General features: G+C 57.7%; 23 protein-coding genes and 1 pseudogene. 16 read left to right on the top strand and 8 right to left on the bottom strand.

The genetic code is table 11. The features are described from left to right. Nucleotides 1-13 precede the first annotated feature (13 nt). The 4 genes from BZL43_RS19040 (at nt 14) to BZL43_RS19025 (ending at nt 2887) form a co-directional block, all read left to right on the top strand. The gene (locus BZL43_RS19040) at nt 14-418 is read left to right on the top strand and encodes an acyl-CoA thioesterase (RefSeq protein WP_095633728.1); all 405 of its coding nucleotides are present in this window, start codon (nt 14-16) and stop codon (nt 416-418) included. Nucleotides 419-639: 221 nt separating this feature from the next. Beyond that, a complete protein-coding gene (locus tag BZL43_RS19035) occupies nt 640-1524 on the top strand; it encodes a formate/nitrite transporter family protein (RefSeq protein ID WP_095633727.1) in 885 nt (294 codons plus the stop codon). A 92-nt stretch (nt 1525-1616) separates the two neighbouring features. After that, complete coding sequence (locus BZL43_RS19030) at nt 1617-2450, top strand: EamA family transporter (RefSeq protein ID WP_095633726.1); 834 nt, start codon at nt 1617-1619, stop codon at nt 2448-2450. Nucleotides 2451-2500: 50 nt separating this feature from the next. Further along, nucleotides 2501-2887, top strand: a complete 387-nt coding sequence (locus BZL43_RS19025; protein ID WP_095633725.1) for an MAPEG family protein — start codon at nt 2501-2503, stop codon at nt 2885-2887. Nucleotides 2888-3000: 113 nt separating this feature from the next. Here the strand turns inward: BZL43_RS19025 and BZL43_RS19020 are convergent, their stop codons facing one another. Further along, nucleotides 3001-4173 carry a murein transglycosylase A gene (locus tag BZL43_RS19020; RefSeq protein ID WP_095633724.1) on the bottom strand — a complete coding sequence of 391 codons (1173 nt, stop codon included), beginning with the start codon at nt 4171-4173 and terminating at the stop codon, nt 3001-3003. Nucleotides 4174-4301: 128 nt separating this feature from the next. Here BZL43_RS19020 and BZL43_RS19015 point away from each other — a divergent pair, with 128 nt between their 5' ends. Next, nucleotides 4302-4751: a cytochrome c gene (locus BZL43_RS19015; RefSeq protein WP_095633723.1), complete on the top strand. Its 450-nt coding sequence runs from the start codon at nt 4302-4304 to the stop codon at nt 4749-4751. 164 nt (nt 4752-4915) lie between these two features. Here the strand turns inward: BZL43_RS19015 and BZL43_RS19010 are convergent, their stop codons facing one another. The 4 genes from BZL43_RS19010 to BZL43_RS18995 all read right to left on the bottom strand — a co-directional run bounded on the left by BZL43_RS19010 (nt 4916) and on the right by BZL43_RS18995 (nt 9527). Further along, nucleotides 4916-5311, bottom strand: a complete 396-nt coding sequence (locus BZL43_RS19010; RefSeq protein WP_095633722.1) for a DUF1090 domain-containing protein — start codon at nt 5309-5311, stop codon at nt 4916-4918. Between the two features lie 90 nt (nt 5312-5401). Continuing rightward, nucleotides 5402-7081: an NAD-dependent DNA ligase LigB gene (ligB, locus tag BZL43_RS19005; protein ID WP_095633721.1), complete on the bottom strand. Its 1680-nt coding sequence runs from the start codon at nt 7079-7081 to the stop codon at nt 5402-5404. A gap of 241 nt (nt 7082-7322) precedes the next feature. Continuing rightward, nucleotides 7323-8513: a methionine adenosyltransferase gene (gene metK, locus BZL43_RS19000; RefSeq protein WP_095633720.1), complete on the bottom strand. Its 1191-nt coding sequence runs from the start codon at nt 8511-8513 to the stop codon at nt 7323-7325. 18 nt (nt 8514-8531) lie between these two features. After that, a complete protein-coding gene (locus BZL43_RS18995; protein ID WP_095633719.1) occupies nt 8532-9527 on the bottom strand; it encodes a metalloregulator ArsR/SmtB family transcription factor in 996 nt (331 codons plus the stop codon). Between the two features lie 266 nt (nt 9528-9793). Between BZL43_RS18995 and tkt the strand changes: the two genes are divergently transcribed. The 7 genes and pseudogenes from tkt to BZL43_RS18960 all read left to right on the top strand — a co-directional run. Further along, nucleotides 9794-11791 (top strand): transketolase, encoded by a 1998-nt coding sequence (tkt, locus tag BZL43_RS18990; protein ID WP_095633718.1) that lies wholly within the window; start codon nt 9794-9796, stop codon nt 11789-11791. Between the two features lie 152 nt (nt 11792-11943). Next, nucleotides 11944-13005, top strand: a complete 1062-nt coding sequence (epd, locus tag BZL43_RS18985; RefSeq protein WP_095633717.1) for an erythrose-4-phosphate dehydrogenase — start codon at nt 11944-11946, stop codon at nt 13003-13005. Between the two features lie 25 nt (nt 13006-13030). Further along, nucleotides 13031-14194: a phosphoglycerate kinase gene (locus BZL43_RS18980; protein ID WP_095633716.1), complete on the top strand. Its 1164-nt coding sequence runs from the start codon at nt 13031-13033 to the stop codon at nt 14192-14194. Between the two features lie 34 nt (nt 14195-14228). After that, entirely contained in the window at nt 14229-14450 is a 222-nt protein-coding gene (locus BZL43_RS18975; RefSeq protein ID WP_095633715.1) for a hypothetical protein, read from the top strand. Between the two features lie 56 nt (nt 14451-14506). Continuing rightward, complete coding sequence (locus BZL43_RS18970; RefSeq protein ID WP_095633714.1) at nt 14507-14839, top strand: MliC family protein; 333 nt, start codon at nt 14507-14509, stop codon at nt 14837-14839. Nucleotides 14840-15090: 251 nt separating this feature from the next. After that, nucleotides 15091-16155 carry a class II fructose-bisphosphate aldolase gene (fba, locus tag BZL43_RS18965; RefSeq protein WP_052965043.1) on the top strand — a complete coding sequence of 355 codons (1065 nt, stop codon included), beginning with the start codon at nt 15091-15093 and terminating at the stop codon, nt 16153-16155. 543 nt (nt 16156-16698) lie between these two features. Further along, nucleotides 16699-17780: pseudogene (locus BZL43_RS18960) on the top strand (IS3 family transposase); the annotation flags it as partial. Nucleotides 17781-17912: 132 nt separating this feature from the next. Here the strand turns inward: BZL43_RS18960 and BZL43_RS18955 are convergent. Together BZL43_RS18955 and BZL43_RS18950 are read right to left on the bottom strand one after the other, a co-directional pair. Beyond that, the gene (locus tag BZL43_RS18955) at nt 17913-18518 is read right to left on the bottom strand and encodes a hypothetical protein (protein WP_095633713.1); all 606 of its coding nucleotides are present in this window, start codon (nt 18516-18518) and stop codon (nt 17913-17915) included. Between the two features lie 596 nt (nt 18519-19114). Beyond that, on the bottom strand, nt 19115-19783 hold the full coding sequence (locus tag BZL43_RS18950; RefSeq protein ID WP_095633712.1) for a polysaccharide lyase family 7 protein: 669 nt from the start codon (nt 19781-19783) through the stop codon (nt 19115-19117). A gap of 316 nt (nt 19784-20099) precedes the next feature. Here BZL43_RS18950 and BZL43_RS18945 point away from each other — a divergent pair, with 316 nt between their 5' ends. From BZL43_RS18945 to BZL43_RS18935, 3 genes are read left to right on the top strand one after another with little or no spacing between them, the layout of a single operon-like run. Next, on the top strand, nt 20100-22223 hold the full coding sequence (locus BZL43_RS18945; RefSeq protein ID WP_095633711.1) for a bifunctional diguanylate cyclase/phosphodiesterase: 2124 nt from the start codon (nt 20100-20102) through the stop codon (nt 22221-22223). 45 nt (nt 22224-22268) lie between these two features. After that, nucleotides 22269-22760: a M48 family metallopeptidase gene (locus tag BZL43_RS18940; RefSeq protein WP_095633710.1), complete on the top strand. Its 492-nt coding sequence runs from the start codon at nt 22269-22271 to the stop codon at nt 22758-22760. A 39-nt stretch (nt 22761-22799) separates the two neighbouring features. Beyond that, nucleotides 22800-23096, top strand: a complete 297-nt coding sequence (locus BZL43_RS18935; RefSeq protein ID WP_007894945.1) for a helix-turn-helix domain-containing protein — start codon at nt 22800-22802, stop codon at nt 23094-23096. A 108-nt stretch (nt 23097-23204) separates the two neighbouring features. Here the strand turns inward: BZL43_RS18935 and BZL43_RS18930 are convergent, their stop codons facing one another. Then, on the bottom strand, nt 23205-23657 hold the full coding sequence (locus tag BZL43_RS18930) for a GNAT family N-acetyltransferase (RefSeq protein WP_095633709.1): 453 nt from the start codon (nt 23655-23657) through the stop codon (nt 23205-23207). 255 nt (nt 23658-23912) lie between these two features. Here BZL43_RS18930 and BZL43_RS18925 point away from each other — a divergent pair, with 255 nt between their 5' ends. Further along, on the top strand, nt 23913-24650 hold the full coding sequence (locus tag BZL43_RS18925) for an ABC transporter substrate-binding protein (protein ID WP_095633708.1): 738 nt from the start codon (nt 23913-23915) through the stop codon (nt 24648-24650). The last annotated feature ends 96 nt before the right edge of the window (nt 24651-24746 follow it).

Raw genomic sequence — 24746 nt, 5'->3', positions numbered from 1 at the left:
CCTCGGAGCCCCCATGAATTTCCACACCCGCAAATGGGTAAAACCTGAAGACCTCAACCCCAACGGCACGCTGTTCGGCGGCAGTCTGTTGCGCTGGATCGACGAAGAAGCGGCGATCTACGCCATCGTCCAGCTGGGCAATCAGCGCGTGGTGACCAAATACATTTCCGAAATCAACTTTGTCAGCGCCTCGCGCCAGGGTGACATCATCGAACTGGGCATCACTGCCACCAAGTTCGGTCATACCTCGATCACGCTGACTTGCGAAGTGCGCAACAAGATCACCCGCAAGAGCATCCTGACGGTGGAGAAGATGGTTTTCGTGAACCTGGGCGAAGACGGCCTGCCCGCGCCGCACGGCCGGACCGAGATCAGGTACGTCAAAGACCAGTTCAAGGATGATGACATCGGCGAGTGATTGCCGCTCTGTGGCGAGGGAGCTTGCTCCCGCCCGGCTGCGAAGCAGTCGTAAGCCGACAGTGAAGTCTGTCTGAAAGAACCCGGCAGGTTTTAGGGCCGCTTCGCGCCCCGAAGGGAGCAAGCTCCCTCGCCACAGGTTTGCTTCGTTTCGCCAGGTAGTGAACAGCCCCGATCCCCACGTGTCGTAGTTAAACGACCCACCCTTGGTTCAGGAGCTTTATGGAGACGCCTCAAGACGGCAAGACCCCGGACCTTTCGGCGCAAGAGCAGCGCGAAGTCGACAAGAACCAGCCACCGCGCGCGGCGGTGCTTCATGAAATCATTCGAACCCAAGGTAATCAGGAACTCGAGCGTAGCGTAGCGGCGCTGTGGTGGTCGGCCCTGGCTGCCGGCCTGACCATGGGGTTGTCACTGATGGGCATGGGGTTGCTCAATTCGCGCCTGCCGGACGGCGAAGGCTTCAAGGTGATTGCCAGTTTCGGTTACTGCGCAGGTTTTCTCGCGGTGATTCTTGCCCGTCAGCAGCTCTTTACCGAGAACACCCTGACCGCCGTGCTGCCGATCATGAGCAAGCCTACGCCGGGTAATTTCGCTCGGTTGTTTCGGCTGTGGTCGATCGTGCTGGTGGGTAATCTCTGCGGCACTCTGCTGGTGGCCTATGTGATGCTGCACCTGCCGATTTTTGATACCAAGACCGATCTGGCCTTCCTCGACATCGGGCGCAAGGTCATGGAGAACGACGCGAGCAAAATGTTCGCCAAAGGCATCATCTCCGGCTGGATGATCGCCACCATGGTCTGGATGATCCCGTCCATGGAAAGCGCCAAGATGTGGATCATCATCCTCATCACCTATTTCATGGCCCTGGGAGATTTCACCCACATCGTGGTCGGATCGGTCGAGGTCTCGTACCTGGTGTTTGCCGGCGAGTTGCCGTGGAAGGATTACTGGCTGGTGTTTGCAGGCCCCACGCTGGTGGGGAACATCATCGGTGGCAGTTTTATCTTCGCCCTGATCAGCCATGCACAGATTCGTAGCGAAAGCGGGCCGCCGAAGAAAAGCACGGATCAAACGCCGGATCCACGCCAGCGTAAAGATGAGTGAAGTGAGGTGCATCGCGGTGGTTTCATCGCGAGCAGGCTCGCTTGTATGTTTAGATTTGAAGGGGTGGGCGGGAGAAAAACAAGGAGTGTGCCGTGCTTGCGACGGTTCTGGTGTTGGTGGCGGCGCTGTTGCACGCAGCGTGGAATACCCTGATCAAATTCAGTGCGGAGCGGCTGTTGGTGGTGGCCTGCATGGACAGCGTGGCGCTGCTGTTTGTCGCTCTGATGCTGCCCTTCGTGGCGCTACCACCACTGGACATCTGGCCGTGGATTCTCGCGTCAGCGGTATTCGAGTTGCTCTATCGGTACCTGTTGATCCAGGCCTATCGGGTTGGCGATCTCGGTCTGGTCTATCCGTTGATGCGTGGCCTGTCGCCGCTGGTGGTGCTGGCGCTGACGCTGATCTACGCCGGGGAAGTGCTGACGACTCAGCAGATCTTGGGCATTTTGCTGATTCCGTTCGGCATGTTGTGCCTGCTCTGGCAGGGCGGTGGCGGGGTGCGTCTGCCATGGTCGATGCTGCCGGTGGTGGTGCTGATCGGGTTGTGCATTGGTTGCTACACCTTCATCGATGGCCAGGCGCTACGGCGCTGGTCCCATCCGTTGGACTACCTGGTGTGGGTCACCTTGCTCAGCGCTTGGCCGTTTCCGCTGTTGGCACTGATGAGCAAGCGGCCGGCGTTCATGCTGTTCTGGCGCGAGCAGTGGCGATTGGGGTTGGCGGTCGGGTTCTGCGTGCTGTTCAGCTACGCTCTGGTGCTGTGGGCGATGCAGCTCGGTTCGATTGCCGAAGCGGCGGCGTTGCGCGAGATCAGTGTGATTCTGGTGGTACTGTTTGGGATGCGCTATCTGAAAGAACCTTTCGGCAGACCCCGGCTCTTAGCCTGTGGGCTGGTGCTGATCGGCATGTTGGTGATGAAGTTTTAGCCGCCGCTGATGGAATTCGATTTTCTATAATTTGAAGAAGGGACTGCGTTATGACGGTTGCTCTGTGGTGCATTTTGATTGCGATCTGCTTGCCGTATCTATGCACAGGCGTCGCCAAGTTCAGCGGCGGCAAGTTCGGGCTGAAAGAGAATCACGATCCGCGGGCGTTTCTGGATTCGCTCCAAGGTGTGGCCAGGCGTGCGCATTCGGCGCAGTTGAACAGCTTCGAAGTGACACCGGCGTTTGCGGCGGCGGTGATCGTCGCGCACTTGGCCGGCAATGCCGAACTGGTGACGATCAATGTGCTGTCGGTGTTGTTCATCACCAGTCGGCTGCTCTACATCATTTGCTATCTGGCAGACTGGGCGATTCTGCGGTCGTTGGTGTGGGCCATTGGCATGGGGTTGATCGTCAGTTTCTTTGTGGTGTCGGTTTAAAGAAGATCAAAAGATCGCAGCCTTCGGCAGCGCCTACAGGGATCGATGTTCATCCGCGATATTGCGGTGCACGCGGTCAATGTAGTCGCTGGCGAAGCCTGCGATCTTTGCTTTTAAAGCGAGTCCGCTACCTGCGGCACTTGCGGCAACGCCGCCCCCTTGGGCCAAAGCATCCAGATCTGCCCCTGCTGTTTCATATCACCGGCCAATTGCCCGGCGGCATCCCCGGTGCCCCAGAACAGGTCTGCGCGAACCTCGCCGGCAATTGCGCCGCCGGTGTCTTGGGCGGCCACCGGGCGTACCAGTGCGCTGCCGTCCGGGCGTGTGGTCGATAACCACAACAAGCTGCCGAGTGGAATCACCTTGCGGTCCACCGCCGCGCTATACCCTGCGGTCAGCGGGACATTCAACGAACCGCGGGGCCCTTCGTTACTGTCGGGGTTGCGGGTGAAAAACACGTAGCTGGGGTTGCTGCCGAGCAGTTCGGGAATGCGCGTCGGATTAGCCTTGGCCCAAGTGCTGATAGCCCCCATGGTCACGTCTTCTTTTTTCAGCTCACCCTGGTCCACCAGCCAGCGGCCGATGGGCCGATAGGGGTGGCCGTTCTGGTCGGCGTAGCCGATGCGTAACTGACGACCGTCATCAAGACGGATGCGACCCGAACCCTGGATTTGCAGGAATTGCAGGTTCATCGGGTCGGTCAGCCAGGCAATTACCGGCGCGTTCACACCTTTGGTTTCGATGGTTGCCGCATCATCGTACGGCTTGAGTACGCGACCTTCGAGCCGTCCGCGCAGGCGTTTGCCTTTGAGCTCCGGATAGATGCTGTCCAGCGAGACAATGATCATGTCCTCGGGCACGCCGTACACCGGGATGTTGGCTTCCTCGGTCTGGGTCAGGCTGCCGGGGTACACCGGTTCGTAGTAACCCGTGATCAGCCCGTTGGGGTTGTCATTGGCGGCGCGCAAGCCATAGACGTCGAGGTTCTGTTTTAGAAAGCTGCGGATGTCTTTGGCGGTTGGCTGCACATTGGCGGAAGCCGCACAGGTGCCGCCCCACACCGGATCGGCCTTGAGCCGGGTGCAAGCGCTGCGCCACGAGCCGAAGCCGGCGACGAGGTCGTTGTCGGATACTGCCGGAAGCGCTTCCCAAGTGGCGCTGGAGTAGGTCGCCAGTGCGTGGGTTTTCGGTTTGCTGCTGTCGCCGCCGGTGCAACCTGCCAGTACGGCCACCATCGGAAGGGTCCAGGCCAGATTGTGACGCCATGCCTTGAAACGGCTGTTCATGGAGTAATTCCTTTGCCGGTTGCCTGAGTGCTCCATGCGCTCAAACAACCCGTATTGATAATAGGGCTATTGGTCTTTGCCGGTGACGCGAGGATACTGGCTGCCGTTTCCAGTGACCTGAAGCCACCATGATGCTTAAAAGACTTTCCGTTGTATTGCTGGCCTGCCTGAGCTTATCTGCCTGCGGTGGTGTCGATCCGAACTCGCCCCTGGGTCAGCGCAAGGCGATCTTCAAGCAAATGCTCAAGATTGGCGAAGACCTGGGCGGCATGTTGCGCGGACGTATTCCGTTCGATGGCCCGAAATTCGTCGATGGCGCGGTGAGGCTCGACGCGTTGTCCCGTGAGCCGTGGAAACATTTCCCGCAGGTGCGCGAAGAGGATCACACCAGCGCCAAGGACGATGTCTGGCAGAAGCAGGCACGCTTCCAGGAAATGGCCCGCACCCTTGAAGGCGCCACCGGTGAACTGGTGATTGCCAGCAAGGTTCAGCCCTACAAAATCAGCAATCTGGGGCCGGCGGTACAGAAAGTCGAAGATGCCTGCAGTGCATGCCATAAAGAGTTTCGGGATCATTGATTGGCGGCGCTCTCCTGTGGCGAGGGGGGCTTGTCCCCGTTCGAGTGCGTAGCAGTCGCAATCCAGCGCAATCGACAGAATGATTGCGGTTGCAATTTTGGGGCTGCTTCGCAACCCAACGGGGGCAAGCCCCCTCGCCACAAAAGTGCCTTGTTCAAGCCAGACTATTTATCCAGTTCATCCAGTGCTTCCTGCAACTCCTTGCGCGATTGAGCCAGTTTCTCTTTGCGCTTGTTGATTCTCTCGGCATCGCCTTTTTTCATCGCCTTCTCGAGGTCGGCCTGACGCGTGCTGACTTCGTGTTTGGCGTCGAGCACCCTGTTTTCCCGTTCCTTCTTCAAGGAAGCGTCGGTGCAATGGGCAGTGACTTCGCTCAGGGCAGTTTCCAGGCCAGCCTGTTGATCGGCGTTGCCGCGGGACTTGGCCAGTTCGATCTGGTTAATGATGCCTTGTTTTTTGGCGGCGCAACCGGTCAGGCCGGGGGCGTCTTCGGCGGCCATCAATGGAGCGGCCATCACGCTGCACAGGGTCAACAAGGCAAGCGGTGAAAGAAGTTTCATAAAAGCTCCAGGTGAAAAATTCGATATGGCAATGGGCTGTTTGAGCGCATCGGTCCTGTGGGGTTCCCGGTTCTCAGGCAGGGCTGACGTCTAGAAACCGTCAATCCCGGCAGTACGTAAAGCTTCACTCAAGGCCAGGACCTGCGGATCGCGGAAAAATGCGCTCAATTGTGCTGCGCGCCCCGGGCCGATGCCGTCTTCGGCCTGCCATTGTTCGGTGTTCCGTTGCGCCAGTGCCTGCCAGGAGCCAGCGAGGCGCGCCTGACCGGTGGGCGGCAAACCCAAGGCTTTGAGCCAGCGAGCGAAAGGACGTTGCCGGGCACTGTTAAAACTATTCCAAAGACGAGTACTGCTGCGCTCGCCGAAGCCGTCAATCTTAGCAAGCTCTTGCTCATCAAGGGTCAACCAATCGACCAGGCTGTCGAGGCGTTCGGCCTTGAGCAGTTTCTCCCAGGTACCCGGCCCGACATGAGGCAAGGCCAGCCCCTGTTTGCCACTGAGCCAGCTCAGGCGTGCGAGGAATTGGCTTTCGCATCCGGGTGTGGGCTGCCAGCAGCTTAAAGAATGAAAGTCGGCCGCCAGCGGTATGTTCAGTTCCGGGCGTTCGGTGCTGCGCAATACGACCCCATCGAGCCTGGGAATGGTCAGCCCCGCCAGACTGATGGCAACCTGATCGCCCGGGCGAATATCCAGCGCTTCCCAGCGTTGCAGGGAGCTGACACTGACGCGCCTGATCTGCCGGTCATCGAGCATTACCGGTACCAGTTCCAGCACCGGTGTGATGCGGCCGGTTCGTCCGATTTTGAAGTGGACTTTACGTACCTCGGCCAGCGCCTGGGCAAAAGGGTATTTCCAGGCGACGCTCCAGTAAGGCGTTTTCGCCTGCCAGCGCTCGGCCGGTGGGCGCTGGTCCTGGCGCAGCACGACTCCATCGCTAGCAAAGGGCAGCGGCGAGCGATACCAGTGCTCGCGCCAGCGTTCGGCATCGGCGAAGGCCTTGATCGGCTGACTGTAGGGAGCGGTACTCGGGAACCCCAACTTGTCCAGAGCTGCCGCCCGGTCGGGCAGGCTTTTCGGGCCCTGCGGCCAGTCCCAGACAAACAACCCAATTCCGGCGGCCTGCTCGGTGCTCAGCGCCTTGCGTGCCATCAACCCGGCCACCGTGGCGCGGGCATTGAGGCTGCCGGCCTCGGCTTGTACGTGTTCGGTCAGGCGCCAATAGAGTTCGCCTTGCACCAGCAAGTCCAGCGACTGCGTAAGTTTTTCAGGGATGACGGCGATCTGGCGTGCCGCGGCTGTCCAGTCCTGGCCTTTTACCCCGTCCCCACGACTGATCGCCCGGTGCAGCCAGCCGTTGCGGTAAATCAGCGTCACCGCCACGCCGTCAACCTTGGGCTGAATCCACACCTCGCCCCGATCTTTCAGCCAGGCTTCGACGGCGCGCCCATCGCGCAGTTTTTCCAGGCCGGTATGGGCGACGGGGTGAGCAATTGTGCCGCCGGCGGTACGCAATGGTTCTGGGGAGGGGCCTGAATCAAAACACTCACGCCATTCGGTCAGTCGCGTCCGGGACTGGTCATAGAGCTCATCGGCGATCAGCGATTGGCCTTCACGGTGGTAGCTGTCGTCCCAGCGATCGATTTGCAGTTGCAGGGTGGTGATTTCGTCCTGTGCGCGGGTGGGCGGCCAATCGGGGCATTCGGTGGAAGTGGCGGTCTGGCTGGCGAGGGTCAGCAGGAAAGCGAAAAACAGGCGCAGGTTGGGCAGCATCGAGAGCGTCCTTGCTCAGTGGGATGCTTTCAAGGCTAGTCAGTTTTCGGGTGTGGGTTGCAAGGGTGTGATTCTGCGTGTTTCGAAGTGCGAAGATCAAAAGATCGCAGCCTTCGGCAGCTCCTACAAGGGAATGGCGTACACCTGTAGGAGCTGCCGAAGGCTGCGATCTTTTGAGCTCACTCATGAAAAAGCCCCGCACGGCGAACCGTGCGGGGCTTTGGGTACCGCAGGAAAAGTCTTACAGGCCCGCAGCGACACGCAGGTCGTCGGCGCGATCGGTTTTTTCCCAGGTGAAAGTGGTGAACGTATCGTCGCCCACAGTCTTGGTGCCCGGGGTGCGACCGAAGTGGCCGTACGCAGCGGTTTCCTGGTACATCGGGTGCAGCAGGTCGAGCATGGTGGTGATTGCGTATGGACGCAGGTCGAACACTTCGCGAACCAGTTTGACGATCTTGTCGTCACTGATTTTGCCGGTGCCGAAGGTGTTCAACGAAATCGACGTAGGTTGTGCAACGCCGATCGCGTAGGAAACCTGAATCTCGCAACGCTCGGCCAGGCCGGCAGCCACGATGTTCTTGGCCACGTAACGACCGGCGTAGGCCGCCGAACGGTCAACTTTCGATGGATCCTTGCCGGAGAACGCGCCGCCGCCGTGACGGGCCATGCCGCCATAGCTGTCGACGATGATCTTGCGGCCGGTCAGGCCGCAGTCGCCCACCGGGCCACCGATGATGAATTGGCCGGTCGGGTTGATGTGGAACTGGGTGTCCTTGGACAGCAGCTCGGCAGGCAGTACGTGCTTGACGATCAGCTCCATCACGCCTTCGCGCAGGTCTTTGTAGGACACGTCAGGGTTGTGCTGGGTCGACAGTACAACTGCGTCGATACCGACAACCTTGCCGCCTTCGTAACGGCAAGTCACTTGCGACTTGGCATCCGGGCGCAGCCAAGGCAGCAGGCCGGATTTACGGGCTTCGGCCTGACGTTGAACCAATTGGTGCGAGAAGGTGATTGGTGCTGGCATCAGCACGTCGGTTTCGTTGCTGGCGTAACCGAACATCAGGCCCTGGTCGCCGGCGCCCTGATCTTCAGGCTTGGCACGGTCAACGCCCTGGTTGATGTCGGGGGACTGCTTGCCGATGATGTTCATCACGCCGCAAGTGGCACCGTCGAAGCCGACATTGGAGCTGTTGTAGCCGATGTCGAGAATCACCTTACGGACGATGTCTTCCAGATCGACCCAGGCCGACGTGGTGACTTCACCTGCGATGATTGCCACGCCGGTTTTGACCAGGGTCTCGCACGCTACACGGGCGAATTTGTCTTCAGCAATGATGGCGTCCAGCACCGCATCGGAAATCTGGTCGGCGATTTTATCCGGATGCCCTTCAGACACGGACTCGGAGGTGAAGAGGGAGTATTCGCTCATCTCGATTTTTTCCTGAATTTACCGATGGTGAGTGTCGCCAGTCGGTCGCTGAAAATGGCGGACCTGAATCTGGAAACCATTACGTAAGCCTACATAGAGGCTTTCCCCGGGAACGAGTCCCGCAGCGGTGGCCCAACGGGCCAGATCGTCCTGTTCAAACCCCAACCACAGATCACCGCAGGCCTCCCTGGCCCAACTCTGGTTGTGGCTACATAACTCTGTCACGAGCAGGCTTCCGCCCGGTTGCAGCAAGTCGGCCATGCGCTTGAGGGCTTCGGCCGGCGCGGCAAAATGGTGCAGCACCATGTTCAGTACAACGCAATCTGCCTTGAGGCTTACACCGTTCAATGCATCGGCCAGTTGCAGGCTGACGTTAGCCAGCATTTCACGTTCGCAGACCTGGCGAGCCAGATCGAGCATCGCCGGGCTGTTGTCCAGCGCTGTGACTTGAACGAAACGATGCGCCAGCTCCGGCAGAAAACCGCCATCGCCGGGGCCCACTTCGATGGCTGTGGCGCCCGGGCCGAAACTCAGCTTGTCGAGCAGTGTCACCACGCTTTCGCGGTATTGCGCCAGGCCGGCGATCAAGTCTTGCTGGGCACGAAACTTCTCTGCGACCCGTGAGAAAAAATCCTGGCTGGCCGCTGCTCGTTGCCCATGGACCTGACCGATCCGCGCCTGCACATCGGCAGGCAGGGTCAGGTTGTCCACTTCTTCCAGCAACGCGGCATGCAGCTTGCCGCCCAGCAGGTCGGTGTGGGGCAGCGCACGACGATAAAAAATCGCATTGCCTTCACGGCGGGTCGCCACCAGGTCGGCCTGGGCCAACACTTTGAGGTGATGACTCATGCCGGACTGACCGATGCCGAAGATCTGCGCCAGTTCCAGTACGCCAAACGAATCGTTGGCCAGCGCGCGCAATACATTCAGTCGCAGAGGATCGCCACCGGCCTTGCACAGGGCCGCCAGTTCATCGCAATCGTCATGTTGAATGGAAGGCACGCGTAAATTCATAAGGCCAGCAGTCTAGTGAGGGTCAGAAATCATCGCAAGGGCAATATCAAAAAGTTTTGATATTGCTCGATAGATGGCGCTTTTCCGCGTTAGGTTCAGTCAGCAAACGAACAGCGGAAAGGTTTCACCAGTCGAATACGCTGTTATCCATTGGAAAAACGCCTTCGGATGACTATCTGTCATTGCCCCGAAGGCGGTCGGTGAGGGAAAATGCTCGCCTTTTTTCCGTTTCGTTTTATTAACTCAATATCCGCAGGAGAACAGCGATGCCCAGCCGTCGTGAGCGTGCCAACGCCATTCGTGCCCTCAGCATGGATGCCGTGCAAAAAGCCAACAGCGGCCATCCCGGTGCCCCTATGGGTATGGCGGATATCGCCGAAGTACTTTGGCGTGACTACCTCAAGCACAACCCGAGCAATCCATCGTTCGCCGACCGTGACCGCTTCGTGCTGTCCAACGGTCACGGTTCGATGTTGATCTACTCGCTGCTGCACCTCACCGGCTATGACCTGTCGATCGATGACCTGAAAAACTTCCGCCAGCTGCACAGCCGCACTCCGGGTCACCCGGAATACGGCTACACCCCGGGCGTCGAAACCACCACCGGTCCACTGGGGCAAGGCCTGGCCAACGCCGTAGGTTTCGCGTTGGCGGAAAAAGTCCTGGCGGCGCAGTTCAACCGTCCCGGCCATAACGTCGTCGATCACCACACCTACGTATTCCTGGGTGATGGCTGCATGATGGAAGGCATTTCCCACGAAGTCAGTTCCCTGGCTGGCACCTTGGGCCTGGGTAAGCTGATCGCCTTCTACGATGACAACGGCATTTCCATCGACGGCGAAGTCGAAGGCTGGTTCACCGACGACACGCCGAAGCGTTTCGAGTCCTATAACTGGCAGGTGATCCGCAACGTCGACGGTCATGATCCGGAAGAAATCAAGATCGCCATCGATACGGCGCGCAAAAGCGAGCAGCCGACGCTGATCTGCTGCAAGACCACCATCGGTTTCGGTTCGCCGAACAAGCAGGGCAAGGAAGACTGCCACGGTGCCCCGTTGGGTGATGCGGAAATCGCTCTGACCCGTGAAGCACTGAAGTGGAACCACGGCCCGTTCGAAATCCCGGCCAATATTTATGCCGAGTGGGACGCCAGGGAATCCGGTCGCGCTGCCGAAGCTGAGTGGGATCAGCGTTTCGCTGCTTACTCCGCGGCCTTCCCGGAGCTGGCCAACGAACTGATTCGTCGTCTGAGCGGTGACCTGCCGGAAGACTTCGCGGAAAAAGCGGCTGCTTACATTGCTGAAGTCGCGGCCAAGGGCGAAACCATCGCCAGCCGTAAAGCCAGCCAGAACGCCTTGAACGCGTTCGGCCCGCTGTTGCCGGAACTGCTGGGCGGTTCGGCTGACCTGGCCGGTTCCAACCTGACCTTGTGGAAAGGTTGCAAAGGCGTCACCGCCGAAGACGCCAGCGGTAACTACATGTACTACGGCGTTCGCGAGTTCGGCATGAGCGCGATCATGAACGGCGTGGCCCTGCACGGCGGCCTGGTGCCGTACGGCGCGACCTTCCTGATGTTCATGGAATACGCCCGCAACGCGGTGCGCATGTCGGCGCTGATGAAGAAACGCATCATCTATGTGTTCACCCACGACTCCATCGGTCTGGGCGAAGACGGCCCGACTCACCAGCCGATCGAGCAACTGGCCAGCCTGCGTTGCACGCCGAACCTCGATACCTGGCGTCCAGCCGATGCCGTTGAATCGGCAGTGGCCTGGAAATGCGCACTGGAGCGTGACGAGGGTCCGTCGGCACTGATCTTCTCCCGTCAGAACCTGCAGCACCAAACCCGTGATGCCGTGCAGATCGAGTGCATCAATCGCGGTGGCTACGTGCTGAAAGACTGCGCAGGCGAGCCTGAGCTGATCCTGATCGCCACCGGTTCGGAAGTCGGCCTGGCCGTTCAAGCCTTCGACAAACTGACCGAGCAAGGCCGCAAGGTGCGTGTTGTTTCGATGCCGTGCACCAGCGTCTTCGAAGCCCAGGACGCCAGCTACAAGCAAGCTGTTCTGCCATTGCAGGTCAGCGCGCGTATCGCCATCGAGGCCGCTCACGCGGACTACTGGTACAAGTACGTGGGCCTGGAAGGCCGTGTGATCGGCATGACCACCTACGGCGAGTCGGCGCCTGCGCCTGCGTTGTTCGAAGAGTTCGGCTTCACCCTGGAAAACATCCTGGGTCAGGCTGAAGAGCTGCTGGAAGACTAAGTCCAGGTGATGTATTGCCTGTTCTGACGCTATCGCGGGCAAGCCCGCTCCCACAGGGATTTACACCGTCCATGTGGGAGCGGGCTTGCCCGCGATGGCAATAGAACATTCAACGCAACACTGACGGATTCACCACGGTAATCGAGAACCCCATGCCTCAACCGCGTCCTTACAAAGTTGCACTCAACGGCTACGGCCGGATTGGTCGTTGCGTCTTGCGTGCGTTGTTTGAGCGAGGCTCGGCGGCAGGGTTTGAAATTGTCGCGATCAATGATCTGGCCGACATGGCCAGCATTGAATACCTGACACGCTTTGACTCCACACACGGGCGGTTTCCCGGTGAGGTAAGGGTCGAGGGCGATTGTCTGCATATTAAAGGCGACTGCGTGAAGGTCCTGCGCAGTGCCACCCCCGAAGGCATCGATTGGGCGTCACTGGGCGTCGATCTGGTGCTGGAATGCTCCGGCGCCTATCACACGCGTGCCGATGGCCAGCGGTTCCTCGACGCCGGTGCGCCGCGGGTGCTGTTCTCACAACCGATGGCCAGCGAGGCAGATGTCGACGCCACCATCGTCTATGGCGTGAACCAGGATTGCCTGACCGGCGACGAACTGCTGGTGTCCAACGCCTCCTGCACCACCAATTGCGGCGTGCCTTTATTGCGCTTGCTGGACCAGGCGATTGGTCTGGAATACGTGTCGATCACCACCATCCACTCGGCGATGAACGATCAGCCAGTGATCGACGCTTATCACCACGAAGACCTGCGCCGTACACGTTCGGCGTTCCAGTCGGTGATTCCGGTGTCCACTGGTCTGGCGCGAGGCATTGAACGCCTGCTGCCGGAACTTGCCGGACGAATTCAGGCCAAAGCTGTGCGGGTGCCGACGGTTAACGTGTCCTGCCTCGACATTACGATGCAGACCGTAAGCGATACCGACGCCACCGAGGTCAACCGGATTCTGCGTGAGGCCGCCACCCATGGCCCGCTCAAGGGCTTATTGGCCTACACCGAGTTGCCTCACGCCAGTTGTGATTTCAATCATGACCCACATTCGGCCATTGTCGATGCCAGTCAGACCCGCGTTTCCGGCCCACGGCTGGTGAACATCCTGGCCTGGTTCGACAACGAATGGGGTTTTGCCAATCGAATGCTGGACGTTGCAGAACACTATTTGCAAACAGCTGCACCACAATCAAAAACTGCTCTCTAAAACAGCTATCCAGGAAATGCGACCCATGACCGTGTTGAAGATGACCGACCTCGATCTGCAAGGTAAGCGCGTACTGATCCGCGAAGACCTCAACGTCCCAGTCAAGGACGGTGTTGTCACCAGCGATGCGCGAATCCTGGCTTCGCTGCCGACCATCAAGCTGGCCTTGGAAAAAGGTGCTGCCGTGATGGTCTGCTCGCACCTTGGCCGTCCGACCGAAGGCGAGTTCTCGGCCGAGAACAGCCTTGCGCCGGTGGCAGATTACCTGAGCAAGGCGTTGGGCCGCGAAGTGCCGCTGGTGTCCGATTACCTGGGCGGCGTCGACGTGAAAGCCGGCGACATCGTGTTGTTCGAAAACGTGCGCTTCAACAAGGGCGAGAAAAAGAACGCTGACGAACTGGCCAAGCAATACGCGGCCCTGTGTGACGTGTTCGTGATGGACGCCTTCGGCACCGCTCACCGTGCCGAGGGTTCGACCCATGGCGTGGCCAAGTTCGCCAAAGTCGCCGCCGCTGGTCCGCTGCTGGCCGCCGAACTGGACGCGCTGGGTAAAGCCCTGGGCGCCCCAGCGCAGCCGATGGCCGCTATCGTTGCCGGCTCCAAAGTGTCGACCAAACTCGACGTGCTCAACAGCCTGAGCCAGATCTGCGATCAACTGATCGTCGGCGGTGGCATTGCCAACACGTTCCTGGCCGCTGCCGGTCATCCGGTCGGCAAGTCCCTGTACGAGCCGGACCTGTTGGACACCGCCCGGGAAATCGCCGCCAAGGTCAGCGTTCCGCTGCCGGTCGACGTGGTGGTTGCCAAGGAATTCGCTGAAACCGCGACCGCGACCGTCAAACTGATCGCTGACGTGGCCGCCGATGACATGATCCTGGACATCGGCCCACAGACCGCGGCGAATTTCGCCGAGCTGCTGAAGTCGTCCAAGACCATCCTGTGGAACGGCCCGGTGGGCGTGTTCGAATTCGACCAGTTCGGTAACGGCACCAAAGTGCTGGCCCAGGCCATCGCCGAAAGCTCGGCGTTCTCCATCGCTGGCGGCGGCGACACTTTGGCGGCCATCGATAAATATGGCGTTGCCGAACAAATCTCCTACATTTCTACCGGCGGCGGCGCGTTTCTCGAATTCGTCGAAGGCAAAGTGTTGCCGGCCGTCGAAGTCCTGGAAAGCCGGGCCAAGGCCTGAGGCCGCGCATTTGGCCAGGCAAAGGAGTGTTCACATGGTCAGGTCCTTAATGCTGTTGATCGCCGCGGGTATGCTGGCGGCTTGCGGGAGTAACCCCAAAGCCACGCCGGAGCCCGCGCCGCAAACACAGGAAAAAGGCTGCTACCAGGCCGACTGGCAAGCGGAAACCAACCCGGTGATCAACAAGCGTTCCGGGCCCGATGGCCTGGACAAATACGAGACACAGGTCCCGGCCAAGGAACATGGTTGCCCTTGAGGGGTCTGACTCTTTATTCAAGGCTGGCGGCGTGTGCCGTCAGTCGAGGAACATGGATGAAACGCTTTATCGCCGCTGCGGCCCTGGCATTGCTGGGAGGTTGCGCCAATCTGAACCTGTTCAACGCTGCCGAGCCCACGCAAAGCTGGAACACCTGGACCTGCGACAGTCAGGCCAAAGTACTCTGGCGCTACACTGACATTAACCGCAAGGAAGTCGATGTTCGTCTGGGCGGTGCCGATCAGGTCTACCGCTTGAAGCTTGAACCGGGCGCCGAAGGTTCTCTGTACAGCAACGACATGCTGGCGTTTCACGTAAAAGGTGAGGAAGGCCTGGTGTATTGGGTCGCCACCAATGATTTGATCGGCCGCGGTTGTAAAGCCGAGTAAGAGGAAGCTGCGCCAAACCTGTAGGAGCGAAGCTTGCTCGCGAAAGCGGTTTAACTGACAACACATGTGTTGAATGTGATGACCCCTTCGCGAGCAAGCTTCGCTCCTACAGGAAATCGACGGCTTGTAGAGATTGATGCACCACCGAATTCGCAGTCCGGGCCAGTTCCGATCTGCAATAACTTGAATAGCCGCCGCCGCTACGGCAGGCTGGCACGATTAACGACCCTCAACCGGGAGAGACACACACAATGGCACTTATCAGCATGCGCCAGATGCTGGACCACGCAGCCGAGTTCGGCTACGGCGTTCCAGCCTTCAACGTCAACAACCTTGAGCAGATGCGCGCCATCATGGAAGCCGCTGACAAGACTGACTCCCCGGTGATCGTCCAGGCTTCGGCCGGTGCTCGCAAATACGCAGGCGCCCCGTTCCTGCGTCACCTGATCCTGGCGGCGATCGAAGAATTCCCGCACATCCCGGTGTGCATGCACCAGGACCACGGCACCAGCCCTGACGTCTGCCAGCGCTCCATCCAGCTGGGCTTCAGCTCGGTCATGATGGACGGTTCCCTGGGCGAAGACGGCAAGACCCCGACCGACTACGACTACAACGTCCGTGTTACCCAACAAACCGTAGCCATGGCTCACGCCTGCGGCGTATCGGTAGAAGGCGAGCTGGGCTGCCTGGGTTCGCTGGAAACCGGCATGGCTGGTGAAGAAGACGGCATCGGCGCCGAAGGCGTTCTGGATCACAGCCAGATGCTGACCGACCCGGAAGAAGCCGCTGACTTCGTCAAGCGCACCCAGGTCGATGCCCTGGCCATCGCCATCGGCACCAGCCACGGCGCCTACAAGTTCACCAAGCCACCTACTGGCGACGTGCTGGCCATCGACCGCATCAAGGAAATCCACAAACGCATCCCGAACACCCACCTGGTGATGCACGGCTCGTCTTCGGTTCCGCAAGAGTGGCTGGCGATCATTAACCAGTACGGCGGCGACATCAAAGAAACCTACGGCGTACCGGTTGAAGAAATCGTCGAAGGCATCAAGCACGGCGTGCGCAAGGTCAACATCGACACCGACCTGCGCCTGGCCTCCACTGGCGCCATGCGTCGCCTGATGGCTACCAACCCAAGCGAGTTCGACCCGCGCAAGTTCTTCGGCGCAACCGTGACTGCTATGCGTGATGTGTGTATTGACCGTTATAACCAATTTGGTACAGCGGGCAACGCTTCGAAGATCAAGCCGATCTCGTTGGAAGCGATGTACCAGCGTTATCTGAAGGGTGAGTTGAACGCTAAGGTTAACTAAGTCAAAAGCGGTTTAGTTGCATAAAAACCCGCCGAAAGGCGGGTTTTTGTCGTTAAAAATTTAAGTAGATTTTTCGATTGTCGATAGCGTTTAACTTGTACGGCCGCCATTTTTATAATGGTCCCAGATCCATTGAGGTGTGTCATCTCCATCTGGCTTCTTGATATAAGCTGGTGGGGGAGAAGTATTAACAGATTCTGGGTTGCATTCGAACTTAATGTTTTCTTTTATTGATTCCTCAAGCATTCAGCTTGATTTATCGTCGAGGCGACCATAATAGGAATCAAAGTTTTCTCGATTTATTATGAAATTGTATGGTTCGTAGTTTCCAAAGTCGATTGGTGATACATGGTTGTTTTCAATTAGCTGAATAATGTCGGATGCAAACAGTTCGTCAAGATCAATAGTGGAATTCATTTTTTCTCCATTACCGTTCGGTTTTCAGAAAAGGGGTCCAGAAAAAGGTGATGGATTCATTCATGTGCCCTGTCCCGTCCTGAATAAGGTTTACACCTTCTGATCTATTCTCAGGAGGGTGTAATGGGTCGGCAAGATTGGAGCCCAGGCACATACATTGGCTCGCCGAGGATGGGGTCTATGCCTGATAAAAACCGACCATTAACGCCAGAGCAACGCATCAAAGAGCTTGAAGAGCAGTTAGCTCTGTCCAATCAGAAAGCGCAGTTTTTCGAGGCGGTCGTGGATGTCTTGAAGAATGACTATGGTCTTTCTGTCGTAAAAAAGCGTCCCGGCAAGTCCTCGCGAAAAAACGAATCAAAAACCTGAGCATCAGCAGGGCTTGCCAGTTCATGGGGATAAGCCGACAGGCTTACTACAAACGCAATCGCGCCTACGCTGCTCGTCTGGTTCTGAATCAGAAAGTTGCCGATTTCGTTCAGCAAAAACGTCAGCGGCAGCCGCGTTTGGGCACCCGAAAGCTGCATTATTTGCTGCATTGCCAGCCTCAACTTGAGCTGCAAGTGGGTCGAGATCGGCTGTTTTCGATCCCGCGGGAAAGACGTTTATTGGTAGCTCGCAAGCGGGCTTATCACAAGACGACTGACAGCCATCATCGCTTCCGACGCCACCCGAACCTGCTCAAGCCAGGTCCTGATCAAGTTGTTCCAAGCGGCCCGGAACAAGTCTGGGTGGCTGACATCACCTATTTGCCAACGCAGGAGGGTGTGGCCTATCTGAGCCTGGTGACGGATGCCTTTTCGCGAAAGATCGTGGGCTATCACGTCCATGAAAGCCTGCACACCGAGTCGGTAGCACACGCACTGCGCCGGGCAGTAAAGCACCGTCGAACGGAGCAGCCGTTGGTGCATCACTCGGACAGAGGCAGCCAGTATTGCTCGGGAATGTATCAGGAGCTGCATGCGAAACACGGCATTCGATGTTCAATGACGGACGGCTATGACTGCTACCAAAACGCCTTGGCAGAGCGGGTCAACGGGATATTAAAGACAGAGCTTTTGCTCCAGCGACCACAGGATTTAACGCAGGCGAAGAAGATGGTGAGTGAGTCGGTATCGATCTACAACCGCGAGCGTCCGCACTTGTCTTTGAAATACAAAACGCCCGATGCGGTGCATGAAACAGGTGTAAACCTATTTCAGGACTAGACAGCCGGTCATAAAAACTCCTCGATAGATGCATTTTCTACCTATAGAGGTGTCCGGGGAAATTAGACCACTGCACTTGAGTCAAGGCTAATGGATGCCCCCAATTTTAGCCTCTGTGTTGGTTGTTTATTTCTACTCGTGAAGAGTGGGTGAAAAGGCACCTCTTTCGATTATTGTGCACTGAAATTTTGTACCTGTGGCGCCTCGTTTTGCCAAAATTGGCGCACAGTAGAAATTTTTGTTAGCCTCCCATGTTGTCTTTTCTCCAACTATCAATTCGCTATTTTTTAATATTAATGTAAGTTCGAATGTATTTTCTTTTATGTCGTTCAATAGAACAATTTTATCGTTTACTTTTAATTGGAAGAAGCTGACATTATTTGGGGAGGCAACAACCTTTCCTGCGTCGTCTTTGACGTATAAAGGCTTGCAGTAGTTGAATTTTTTGTCTGCACTTTTTAGTGTGTACGTGGTATCTTCTGCATAATAAAAATAAAGTAATACAGCAGTGCTGTTTGGATAACTGTTTATACATAAGTTATCGACTGCCTTTAACTCGTAGTCCGGAATTTTTGCTCCCTTATCGTAAAGGCTATTGTGTGCATGTACGTAAGCTTTGTCTATTGCCGTCTCAAAACCTACGTAGCCAGGAATTGGAACATTCCCGACCTGATTGGGGATTGAAAGTTTCGCTGAGAAACAAAGTGATGGGTAGGATGCTTCTGCGGTGGTGGGCATGATTTACCTCCAAAAGATAACATTACTTAGCTGTTGGCTAATTTTTTAGTTGATATATCAATTTCATGTGGCGTGTGAAATTAGTCGTTAGTTTAGGAGGGCTTTGCAAGCTTAGGTACTGTGAAAAATGATAGTTTTTCATGACTTTTTGCTATATTTGTTATTATGTATTCGATAGGTGTAGGACGGGTTGCGTAGCTCAAGATCAAAAGATCGCAGCCTTCCGCGGGTCCTACAGAGGGCGGTGGGGATGCCACTTTTTGTGGCTAGGGGCTTACCTCGTTTGGCGGCGCGGCCGTCGTGAACCGGGCGGTGCGGTGTGTCTGGGGAATTGGGTGGCAGGGCTTGGGACTGCTTCGCCGCCCAGCGGGAGCAAGCTCCCTCGCCACAGTCGGAGCAGTCCTACGACTTTTGCAGATGCCCGGATCGTTATGTCCGTAGCAGCTGCCGAGCCTGTGAGGCTGCGTTCGGCTGCGTAGCAGTCGCAAAATCAGGCTTCATGTTTTTCAGGTAAAACGTATGTGCCGGACGGCGGCCGCTTCGCGGCCGAACGCCGCCTCGCGGGCTCGGCAGCTGCTACAGGAGATCGAGTTGCCTCAGGTATCGTGATCGATATCCAGCCTGCTGAAGTTCACTTCCCCGCCTTCAGTGGTATAGCCAGTGTTGTCCTGCACATAGGCGCCGGCCTTGAAGTACAGCGGTTTATCACGCCACATCGCGCTGATGTCGGTGTCCCACTGATAGCCGGCCGCACTGATGCCCAATGCGCCGCCGGGGCTGAGGTGAATGAGGTAGGAGAATTCCTGATCGAGTTTTATGCCCGTGGCGATGGTGATGATGCGGGCGGTATCGTCGTCAGGGTGCATGCGGACTTTGGCGACGATGTTTCCAGTCGCGCTGTAGTCTTTATATTGATACTCGAGTTTTACCATCGGCTTTTGGCTTTTGAAGGCGTGGATCTGGCCAATGACGATCTTGCCCGTGCTGGGTACCTGGTTGACTGTAAGGGTCGCCCGCAAAAAGTTATCCGCATCGGGGTAGTACCAGTTTTTCAGCGTGCCATTGCTGTAGGTTTCGCGGAGTTCGGTACGGGGGTAAATCGCGTTTTCTGTGCGGGTGCCGGTCACCGGGGTCCAGAAAAACAAGGTGCCGGTATCGGAATGGAAGTATTGATCCTTGAAGCCGTCCACCAGTTTGGTTGTTTCGACGGTGTACGGCGGGCTGCCGACAGGAACGCTGAGGTTCCAGGTTGCGAGATCGATCATGTTCAAGCTTCCACGTTAAGCTGTACGCGCGTGCCAGAAGCTCTAGCCCGCGCCTTCGGGCTGTCTTTATAAGCGTAGAACAGGTGTTTGTTAATGCCCGTCTGGCAGATGGTTGACGTCAACATCCTGTCGAAATGCCATCTTTCCCGGATTCCGGGGCCTGCAGGACTGACCGTTAGTCGGCTATCTGAAACTTTACTGAAGTGATGGCGCACCGGTAGCTTCTGCTTTTGCGGATCCGGGTCTAGAGTGAAGTCGCATTATTTGTCCGGTTTTCACAAGAGACCGGCCTGAGGTCCCGAACAAGAGATGCAGCATGGAATGCGCACTACCTATGCCAGCTGAAGGCAACTCAATCCTTTTAATTGTTGATGATTACCCCGAAAACCTGATCAGCATGCGCGCGTTGTTACAGCGCCAGGACTGGCAGGTCATCACTGCCGCTTCCGGGCTTGAAGCGCTCAGCCTGCTACTCGAATACGATGTCGACCTGGTGCTGCTGGATGTGCAGATGCCGGGTATGGACGGTTTCGAAGTGGCGCGCTTGATGCGTGGCAGCCAGCGAACCCGCCTCACGCCGATCATTTTTCTGACTGCCAACGAACAATCCCAGGACGCCGTGATCAAGGGCTACGCCAGTGGCGCGGTGGATTACCTGTTCAAACCATTCGATCCGCAAATTCTCAAACCCAAAGTCCAGGCCCTGCTCGAGCATCAGCGTAATCGCCGCGCTTTGCAGCAGTTGAGCCATGACCTGGAAGTCGCTCGTGCTTTCAACGCCTCGGTGCTGGATAACGCCGCCGAAGGCATTCTGGTGGTGGGCGAGGACGGGCTGATTCGCTTTGCCAATCCTGCGATGTCGCGCTTGCTCAACGCCACGGTGCATGAGCTGCAAGGCAAGGAGTTTCTGGATTTCCTGCAAAAACCGCACATCCCGATCTGGGCCGATTCGGAATTGTTTGCCGGCTATAAACGCGGTGAAACCCTGCGTCTGCACGACGCATTGCTGCGTACCGCGCCTGGTCAGCAGGTGCCGGTGGCGTTGTCCTGCGCGCCGTTGCCCACCGAACAACGTGCCATGGTGGTGACGGTGCTGGACATGTCAGTGGTGCGCCATCTGCATCAACAGCTGGAGTTTCAGGCGGTGACTGATCCGCTGACCGGCCTGCTCAATCGCCGGGGTTTCTATCAGACCTCTGAAAACTTGCTGCTGCGTGGCGAACGTTCCGACAGCACGTGGGTGCTGTTGTACCTGGACCTGGACGGCTTCAAGCGGGTCAATGATTCCCTCGGCCACGATGCGGGCGACCGGGTGCTGCGATGGGTGTCCGAGCAGCTGAAGGCGTGTTTGCGGCCCTTCGATATTCTGGCGCGGATGGGCGGCGATGAGTTCACCGCGCTGCTGGATCTTGAACTCCCTGAGCAAGCAGCAAAGATTGCCGAGAAACTTATCGAGCGGGTATCGATCTGTCAGCAAATCGAAGGCATGGACATCGCCTTGGGCGCCAGTATCGGCATCGCCACTTACCCCGATTGTGGGGCTAATCTCGATGGGTTGATGCGTGCATCCGACATCGCCATGTATGAAGCCAAACGCGCGGGGCGTCAGCAATATCGCTTCTACGATCACGAAATGAATGGCCGGGCTCGTTCACGGCTGATGCTTGAAGAGAGCGTGCGCACGGCCATCGAGAACCGCGATTTCAATCTGGTGTATCAGCCTCAGGTGGCCATTGCCGACGGGCAGATTCGCGGGTTCGAGGCGTTGTTGCGTTGGCAGCATCCGAGTGTCGGCGACGTACCTCCGGGGCTGTTTTTGCCGTTGCTGGAAGAGGCGCGGTTGATCAGTCGGCTGGGCAGCTGGATTTATCACCGCAGTGCCAAACAGCGAAAAGCCTGGGATACCTTGTTTGCCGAGGATCTGGTGCTGGGCGTCAGTTTGAGCAGCACGCAATTCGGTCTGCCCAATCTGGTTACCGAGCTGCGCCAGGTGCTGGAGCGCCATGGTTTGAAACCGCGGCAGCTGGAGGTCGAGGTCACGGAAGAGGCCTTGATGCTTAACCCCGACGAAACACGCAAACAGCTGCGTTTGCTGCGCAATCTGGGCGTGCGAGTGGCGCTGGATGATTTCGGTTCCGGGGCTTGTTCGCTGGCGCACTTGCGTGACCTTGAACTGGACACGCTCAAACTCGACCGGCATTTGATCGCCCGGTTGCCGGGCTCCGAGCGGGATGCGGCGCTGGTACGCGGAGTCATCGATTTATGCAAACAGTTCGGCCTGTTAGTCATCGCTGAAGGGGTGGAGACCGTGGCGCAATATGAATGGCTGCAAGCCAACGGTTGCCAGTACGTGCAGGGGTTTCTGGTCGCGCGGCCGTTGATGGCCGAGGATACCTGTCACTTTGTCGAGCCGTTCGACTGGAGCGCGCTGACGAGTTGAATTCGTTACACTGGCGACCTTTTCGAGACTCGTGTTGCCGCCCCAATGACCGCGTTGAAATACCTCCAGGCCTATCCCGCCGCATTGCAGGACCAGGTGCGCCAGCTGATCGCTGAAGGTCGGCTGGGCGATTACCTGAGCCAGCGCTATCCACAAAAGCATGAGGTGCAGAGCGACAAGGCGCTGTACACCTATGCCCTGGACCTCAAGCAGGAATACTTGCGCAACGCCCCGGCGATCGACAAGGTGTTATTCGACAACCGCCTGGACCTGACCCACCGCGCGCTCGGCCTGCATACCACGATCTCGCGGGTGCAAGGCGGCAAGCTCAAGGCCAAGAAAGAAATTCGCGTGGCATCGTTGTTCAAGGACGCGCCCTCCGAGTTTCTGAAAATGATCGTGGTGCATGAATTGGCGCACTTCAAAGAGTCGGATCACAACAAGGCGTTCTACAAGCTGTGCGAACACATGTTGCCGGGGTATCACCAGGTGGAGTTCGATTTACGGGTGTACCTGACGTGGCGGGAGATGCACTGAAGGATCAAGATCAAAAGATCTTCTATAAGGAGCGCATGGATGGACGTGAGCAAGACCAAAAGCAGCTTCTACCGCCGGTTGTACGTGGCGTACCTGATCGACAGCGGGCTGGCCAGCAGCGTCCCGGCGTTGACCGAAGTCACCGGCATGCCTCGGCGCACGGCCCAGGACACCATTGCGGCATTGGCGGATCTGGATATCGTTTGTGAGTTCGAACAGGAAGAAGGCGCGCGCAACCATGCGGGGCGCTACCGGATTCGCGAGTGGGGGGCGATTGATCGGGGGTGGATCGAGCGCAATCTGCGGCAGATCAAAGCGGTGTTGGAGTATCCCTGAGTATTTGCGGCGTCGGTGCTGACGCCATCGCGGGCAAGCCTCGCTCCTACAGGGGCGGCGGTGGCCGACACATAACCTGTAGGCGCGAGGCTTGCCCGCGAAGGGCCCTCAGGAACGACGCATCCCGATATGCGGAATGTCATCCTCCAGGTATTCCTCACCCACCACCACAAACCCGTACCGCCCGTAATACCCCTGCAAATGCGCCTGGGCCGAGAGGTAGATCGGCACGTCGGGCCAGCGTTTGGCGGCCTGTTTCAATGCCTGGCTCAGCAACTCATGACCAAGCCCGGTGCCGCGTGCGGCGGGAGCGATGATCACACGGCCAATCACCACGTCGCCACCCTGTAGTTCCGGGTCGAGCAAGCGCAGGTAAGCCACCAGACGATCCTCGTCCCAGCCCATCAAATGGCAAGTGTCACCTTCCAGGTCCTGGCCGTCGATGTCCTGGTAAAGGCATTTCTGCTCGACGATGAACACCTCGGCGCGCAGCTGCAAAATGGCATAAAGCTGCTCTTTACCCAGATCGCTGTGGTGTTTGCAGACCCAATGGATTGTCATCTTCAGATTCCTTGAACAACGTGCTCCGATACTAAGCGCCCTGAGGCGGGATGTCTTTATGGCAAAGAAATCTGTGACAAGGACCAAAATGCCATCATTCATTTCTCGCCAGATTGCCTTCTTTGTGTAATCTGCGATGCAGCACTGCGCAATGTCGCCGATACGCTACTGTCAGGACCCGGTTTCGCCGGTAGAGGGGCCTTGGAGTTTTGGCTGAAAACACGTCGGGCAACCCGCCCGTTAAGGATTTCTGGCATGCCGCGATTGCATCAAGCGTTTGCTTTGATCGGATTGCTGTTGCTGGCACAGGCTGCGGCAGCGCAAAAGCTGCGTCTGGTAGCCGATGCCTGGCCACCCTTTACCGACGCCACGCTGGTCAATGGCGGATTGGCTACGGACATCGTCAGCACCGCACTGGCCCGGGCCGGTTATGCCAGTAATTTCGAACAGGTGCCCTGGGCGCGTGCCTTGTTTGGAGTGGGCGAGGGGCGTTACGACGTGCTGGTCAACGCCTGGTACACCGAAGAGCGCACGAAGCTGGGGCAGTTTTCCGGCGAGTACTTGCTCAATCGCGTGCGCTTTCTCAAGCGCAAAGACACGCCGATCGAATTCAATAATCTGCATCAACTGCACACGTTCCCGATCGCGGTAGTGCGCGGTTATGCCTATTCCCGGGAGTTCGATGACACTGTGTCGTTGCAGAAGGTACCGGTGCATAACTTCGCCATGGCGGTGCGCATGGTCGCGGCCGACCGGGTCAAGCTGACCCTGGAAGACGAGTTCGTCGCCCGGTATTACCTTGCTCGGGAGTCACCCAAAGTACGCAACGCCGTGGAGTTCTTGCCCAAGCCGTTGAGCGAGAACAGCCTGCATATTCTGGTCAGTCTGAAGAACCCGCAGCATGAGCAGATCGTTGCCGGTTTTGACCGTGAGATTGCGGCGATGAAGGCTGATGGGAGTTATGAGAAGTTGCTGAGGCAGCACGGGATGTGATCTGAACGGTCTGCGGTGTCTGAGCTGACGTTTTCGCGGGCAAGCCTCGCTCCTACAGAATCAGTGTCGGCCACGGGAATTGTGCAAGACACCTAA

This window comes from Pseudomonas sp. PICF141 (assembly GCF_002286815.1).
Classification (GTDB): domain Bacteria; phylum Pseudomonadota; class Gammaproteobacteria; order Pseudomonadales; family Pseudomonadaceae; genus Aquipseudomonas.
Note: the sequence above shows the minus strand (reverse complement) of the source record. Positions and strands in the feature narration are given on the sequence as shown.

What these genes read in the sequence shown, in the direction of transcription:
- BZL43_RS18995 (WP_095633719.1), bottom strand. Translation starts at nt 9,527, where the DNA reads ATGAATTTACGCGTGCCTTCCATTCAACATGACGATTGCGATGAACTG.
- BZL43_RS18940 (WP_095633710.1), top strand. Translation starts at nt 22,269, where the DNA reads ATGACCGCGTTGAAATACCTCCAGGCCTATCCCGCCGCATTGCAGGAC.
- BZL43_RS19015 (WP_095633723.1), top strand. Translation starts at nt 4,302, where the DNA reads ATGATGCTTAAAAGACTTTCCGTTGTATTGCTGGCCTGCCTGAGCTTA.
- BZL43_RS18945 (WP_095633711.1), top strand. Translation starts at nt 20,100, where the DNA reads ATGGAATGCGCACTACCTATGCCAGCTGAAGGCAACTCAATCCTTTTA.
- tkt (WP_095633718.1), top strand. Translation starts at nt 9,794, where the DNA reads ATGCCCAGCCGTCGTGAGCGTGCCAACGCCATTCGTGCCCTCAGCATG.
- BZL43_RS19020 (WP_095633724.1), bottom strand. Translation starts at nt 4,173, where the DNA reads ATGAACAGCCGTTTCAAGGCATGGCGTCACAATCTGGCCTGGACCCTT.
- BZL43_RS19035 (WP_095633727.1), top strand. Translation starts at nt 640, where the DNA reads ATGGAGACGCCTCAAGACGGCAAGACCCCGGACCTTTCGGCGCAAGAG.
- BZL43_RS18935 (WP_007894945.1), top strand. Translation starts at nt 22,800, where the DNA reads ATGGACGTGAGCAAGACCAAAAGCAGCTTCTACCGCCGGTTGTACGTG.
- BZL43_RS18925 (WP_095633708.1), top strand. Translation starts at nt 23,913, where the DNA reads ATGCCGCGATTGCATCAAGCGTTTGCTTTGATCGGATTGCTGTTGCTG.
- BZL43_RS18930 (WP_095633709.1), bottom strand. Translation starts at nt 23,657, where the DNA reads ATGACAATCCATTGGGTCTGCAAACACCACAGCGATCTGGGTAAAGAG.
- BZL43_RS18980 (WP_095633716.1), top strand. Translation starts at nt 13,031, where the DNA reads ATGACCGTGTTGAAGATGACCGACCTCGATCTGCAAGGTAAGCGCGTA.
- BZL43_RS18950 (WP_095633712.1), bottom strand. Translation starts at nt 19,783, where the DNA reads ATGATCGATCTCGCAACCTGGAACCTCAGCGTTCCTGTCGGCAGCCCG.
- BZL43_RS19010 (WP_095633722.1), bottom strand. Translation starts at nt 5,311, where the DNA reads ATGAAACTTCTTTCACCGCTTGCCTTGTTGACCCTGTGCAGCGTGATG.
- BZL43_RS19025 (WP_095633725.1), top strand. Translation starts at nt 2,501, where the DNA reads ATGACGGTTGCTCTGTGGTGCATTTTGATTGCGATCTGCTTGCCGTAT.
- BZL43_RS19040 (WP_095633728.1), top strand. Translation starts at nt 14, where the DNA reads ATGAATTTCCACACCCGCAAATGGGTAAAACCTGAAGACCTCAACCCC.
- epd (WP_095633717.1), top strand. Translation starts at nt 11,944, where the DNA reads ATGCCTCAACCGCGTCCTTACAAAGTTGCACTCAACGGCTACGGCCGG.
- BZL43_RS18955 (WP_095633713.1), bottom strand. Translation starts at nt 18,518, where the DNA reads ATGCCCACCACCGCAGAAGCATCCTACCCATCACTTTGTTTCTCAGCG.
- BZL43_RS18975 (WP_095633715.1), top strand. Translation starts at nt 14,229, where the DNA reads ATGGTCAGGTCCTTAATGCTGTTGATCGCCGCGGGTATGCTGGCGGCT.
- ligB (WP_095633721.1), bottom strand. Translation starts at nt 7,081, where the DNA reads ATGCTGCCCAACCTGCGCCTGTTTTTCGCTTTCCTGCTGACCCTCGCC.
- metK (WP_095633720.1), bottom strand. Translation starts at nt 8,513, where the DNA reads ATGAGCGAATACTCCCTCTTCACCTCCGAGTCCGTGTCTGAAGGGCAT.
- fba (WP_052965043.1), top strand. Translation starts at nt 15,091, where the DNA reads ATGGCACTTATCAGCATGCGCCAGATGCTGGACCACGCAGCCGAGTTC.
- BZL43_RS18970 (WP_095633714.1), top strand. Translation starts at nt 14,507, where the DNA reads ATGAAACGCTTTATCGCCGCTGCGGCCCTGGCATTGCTGGGAGGTTGC.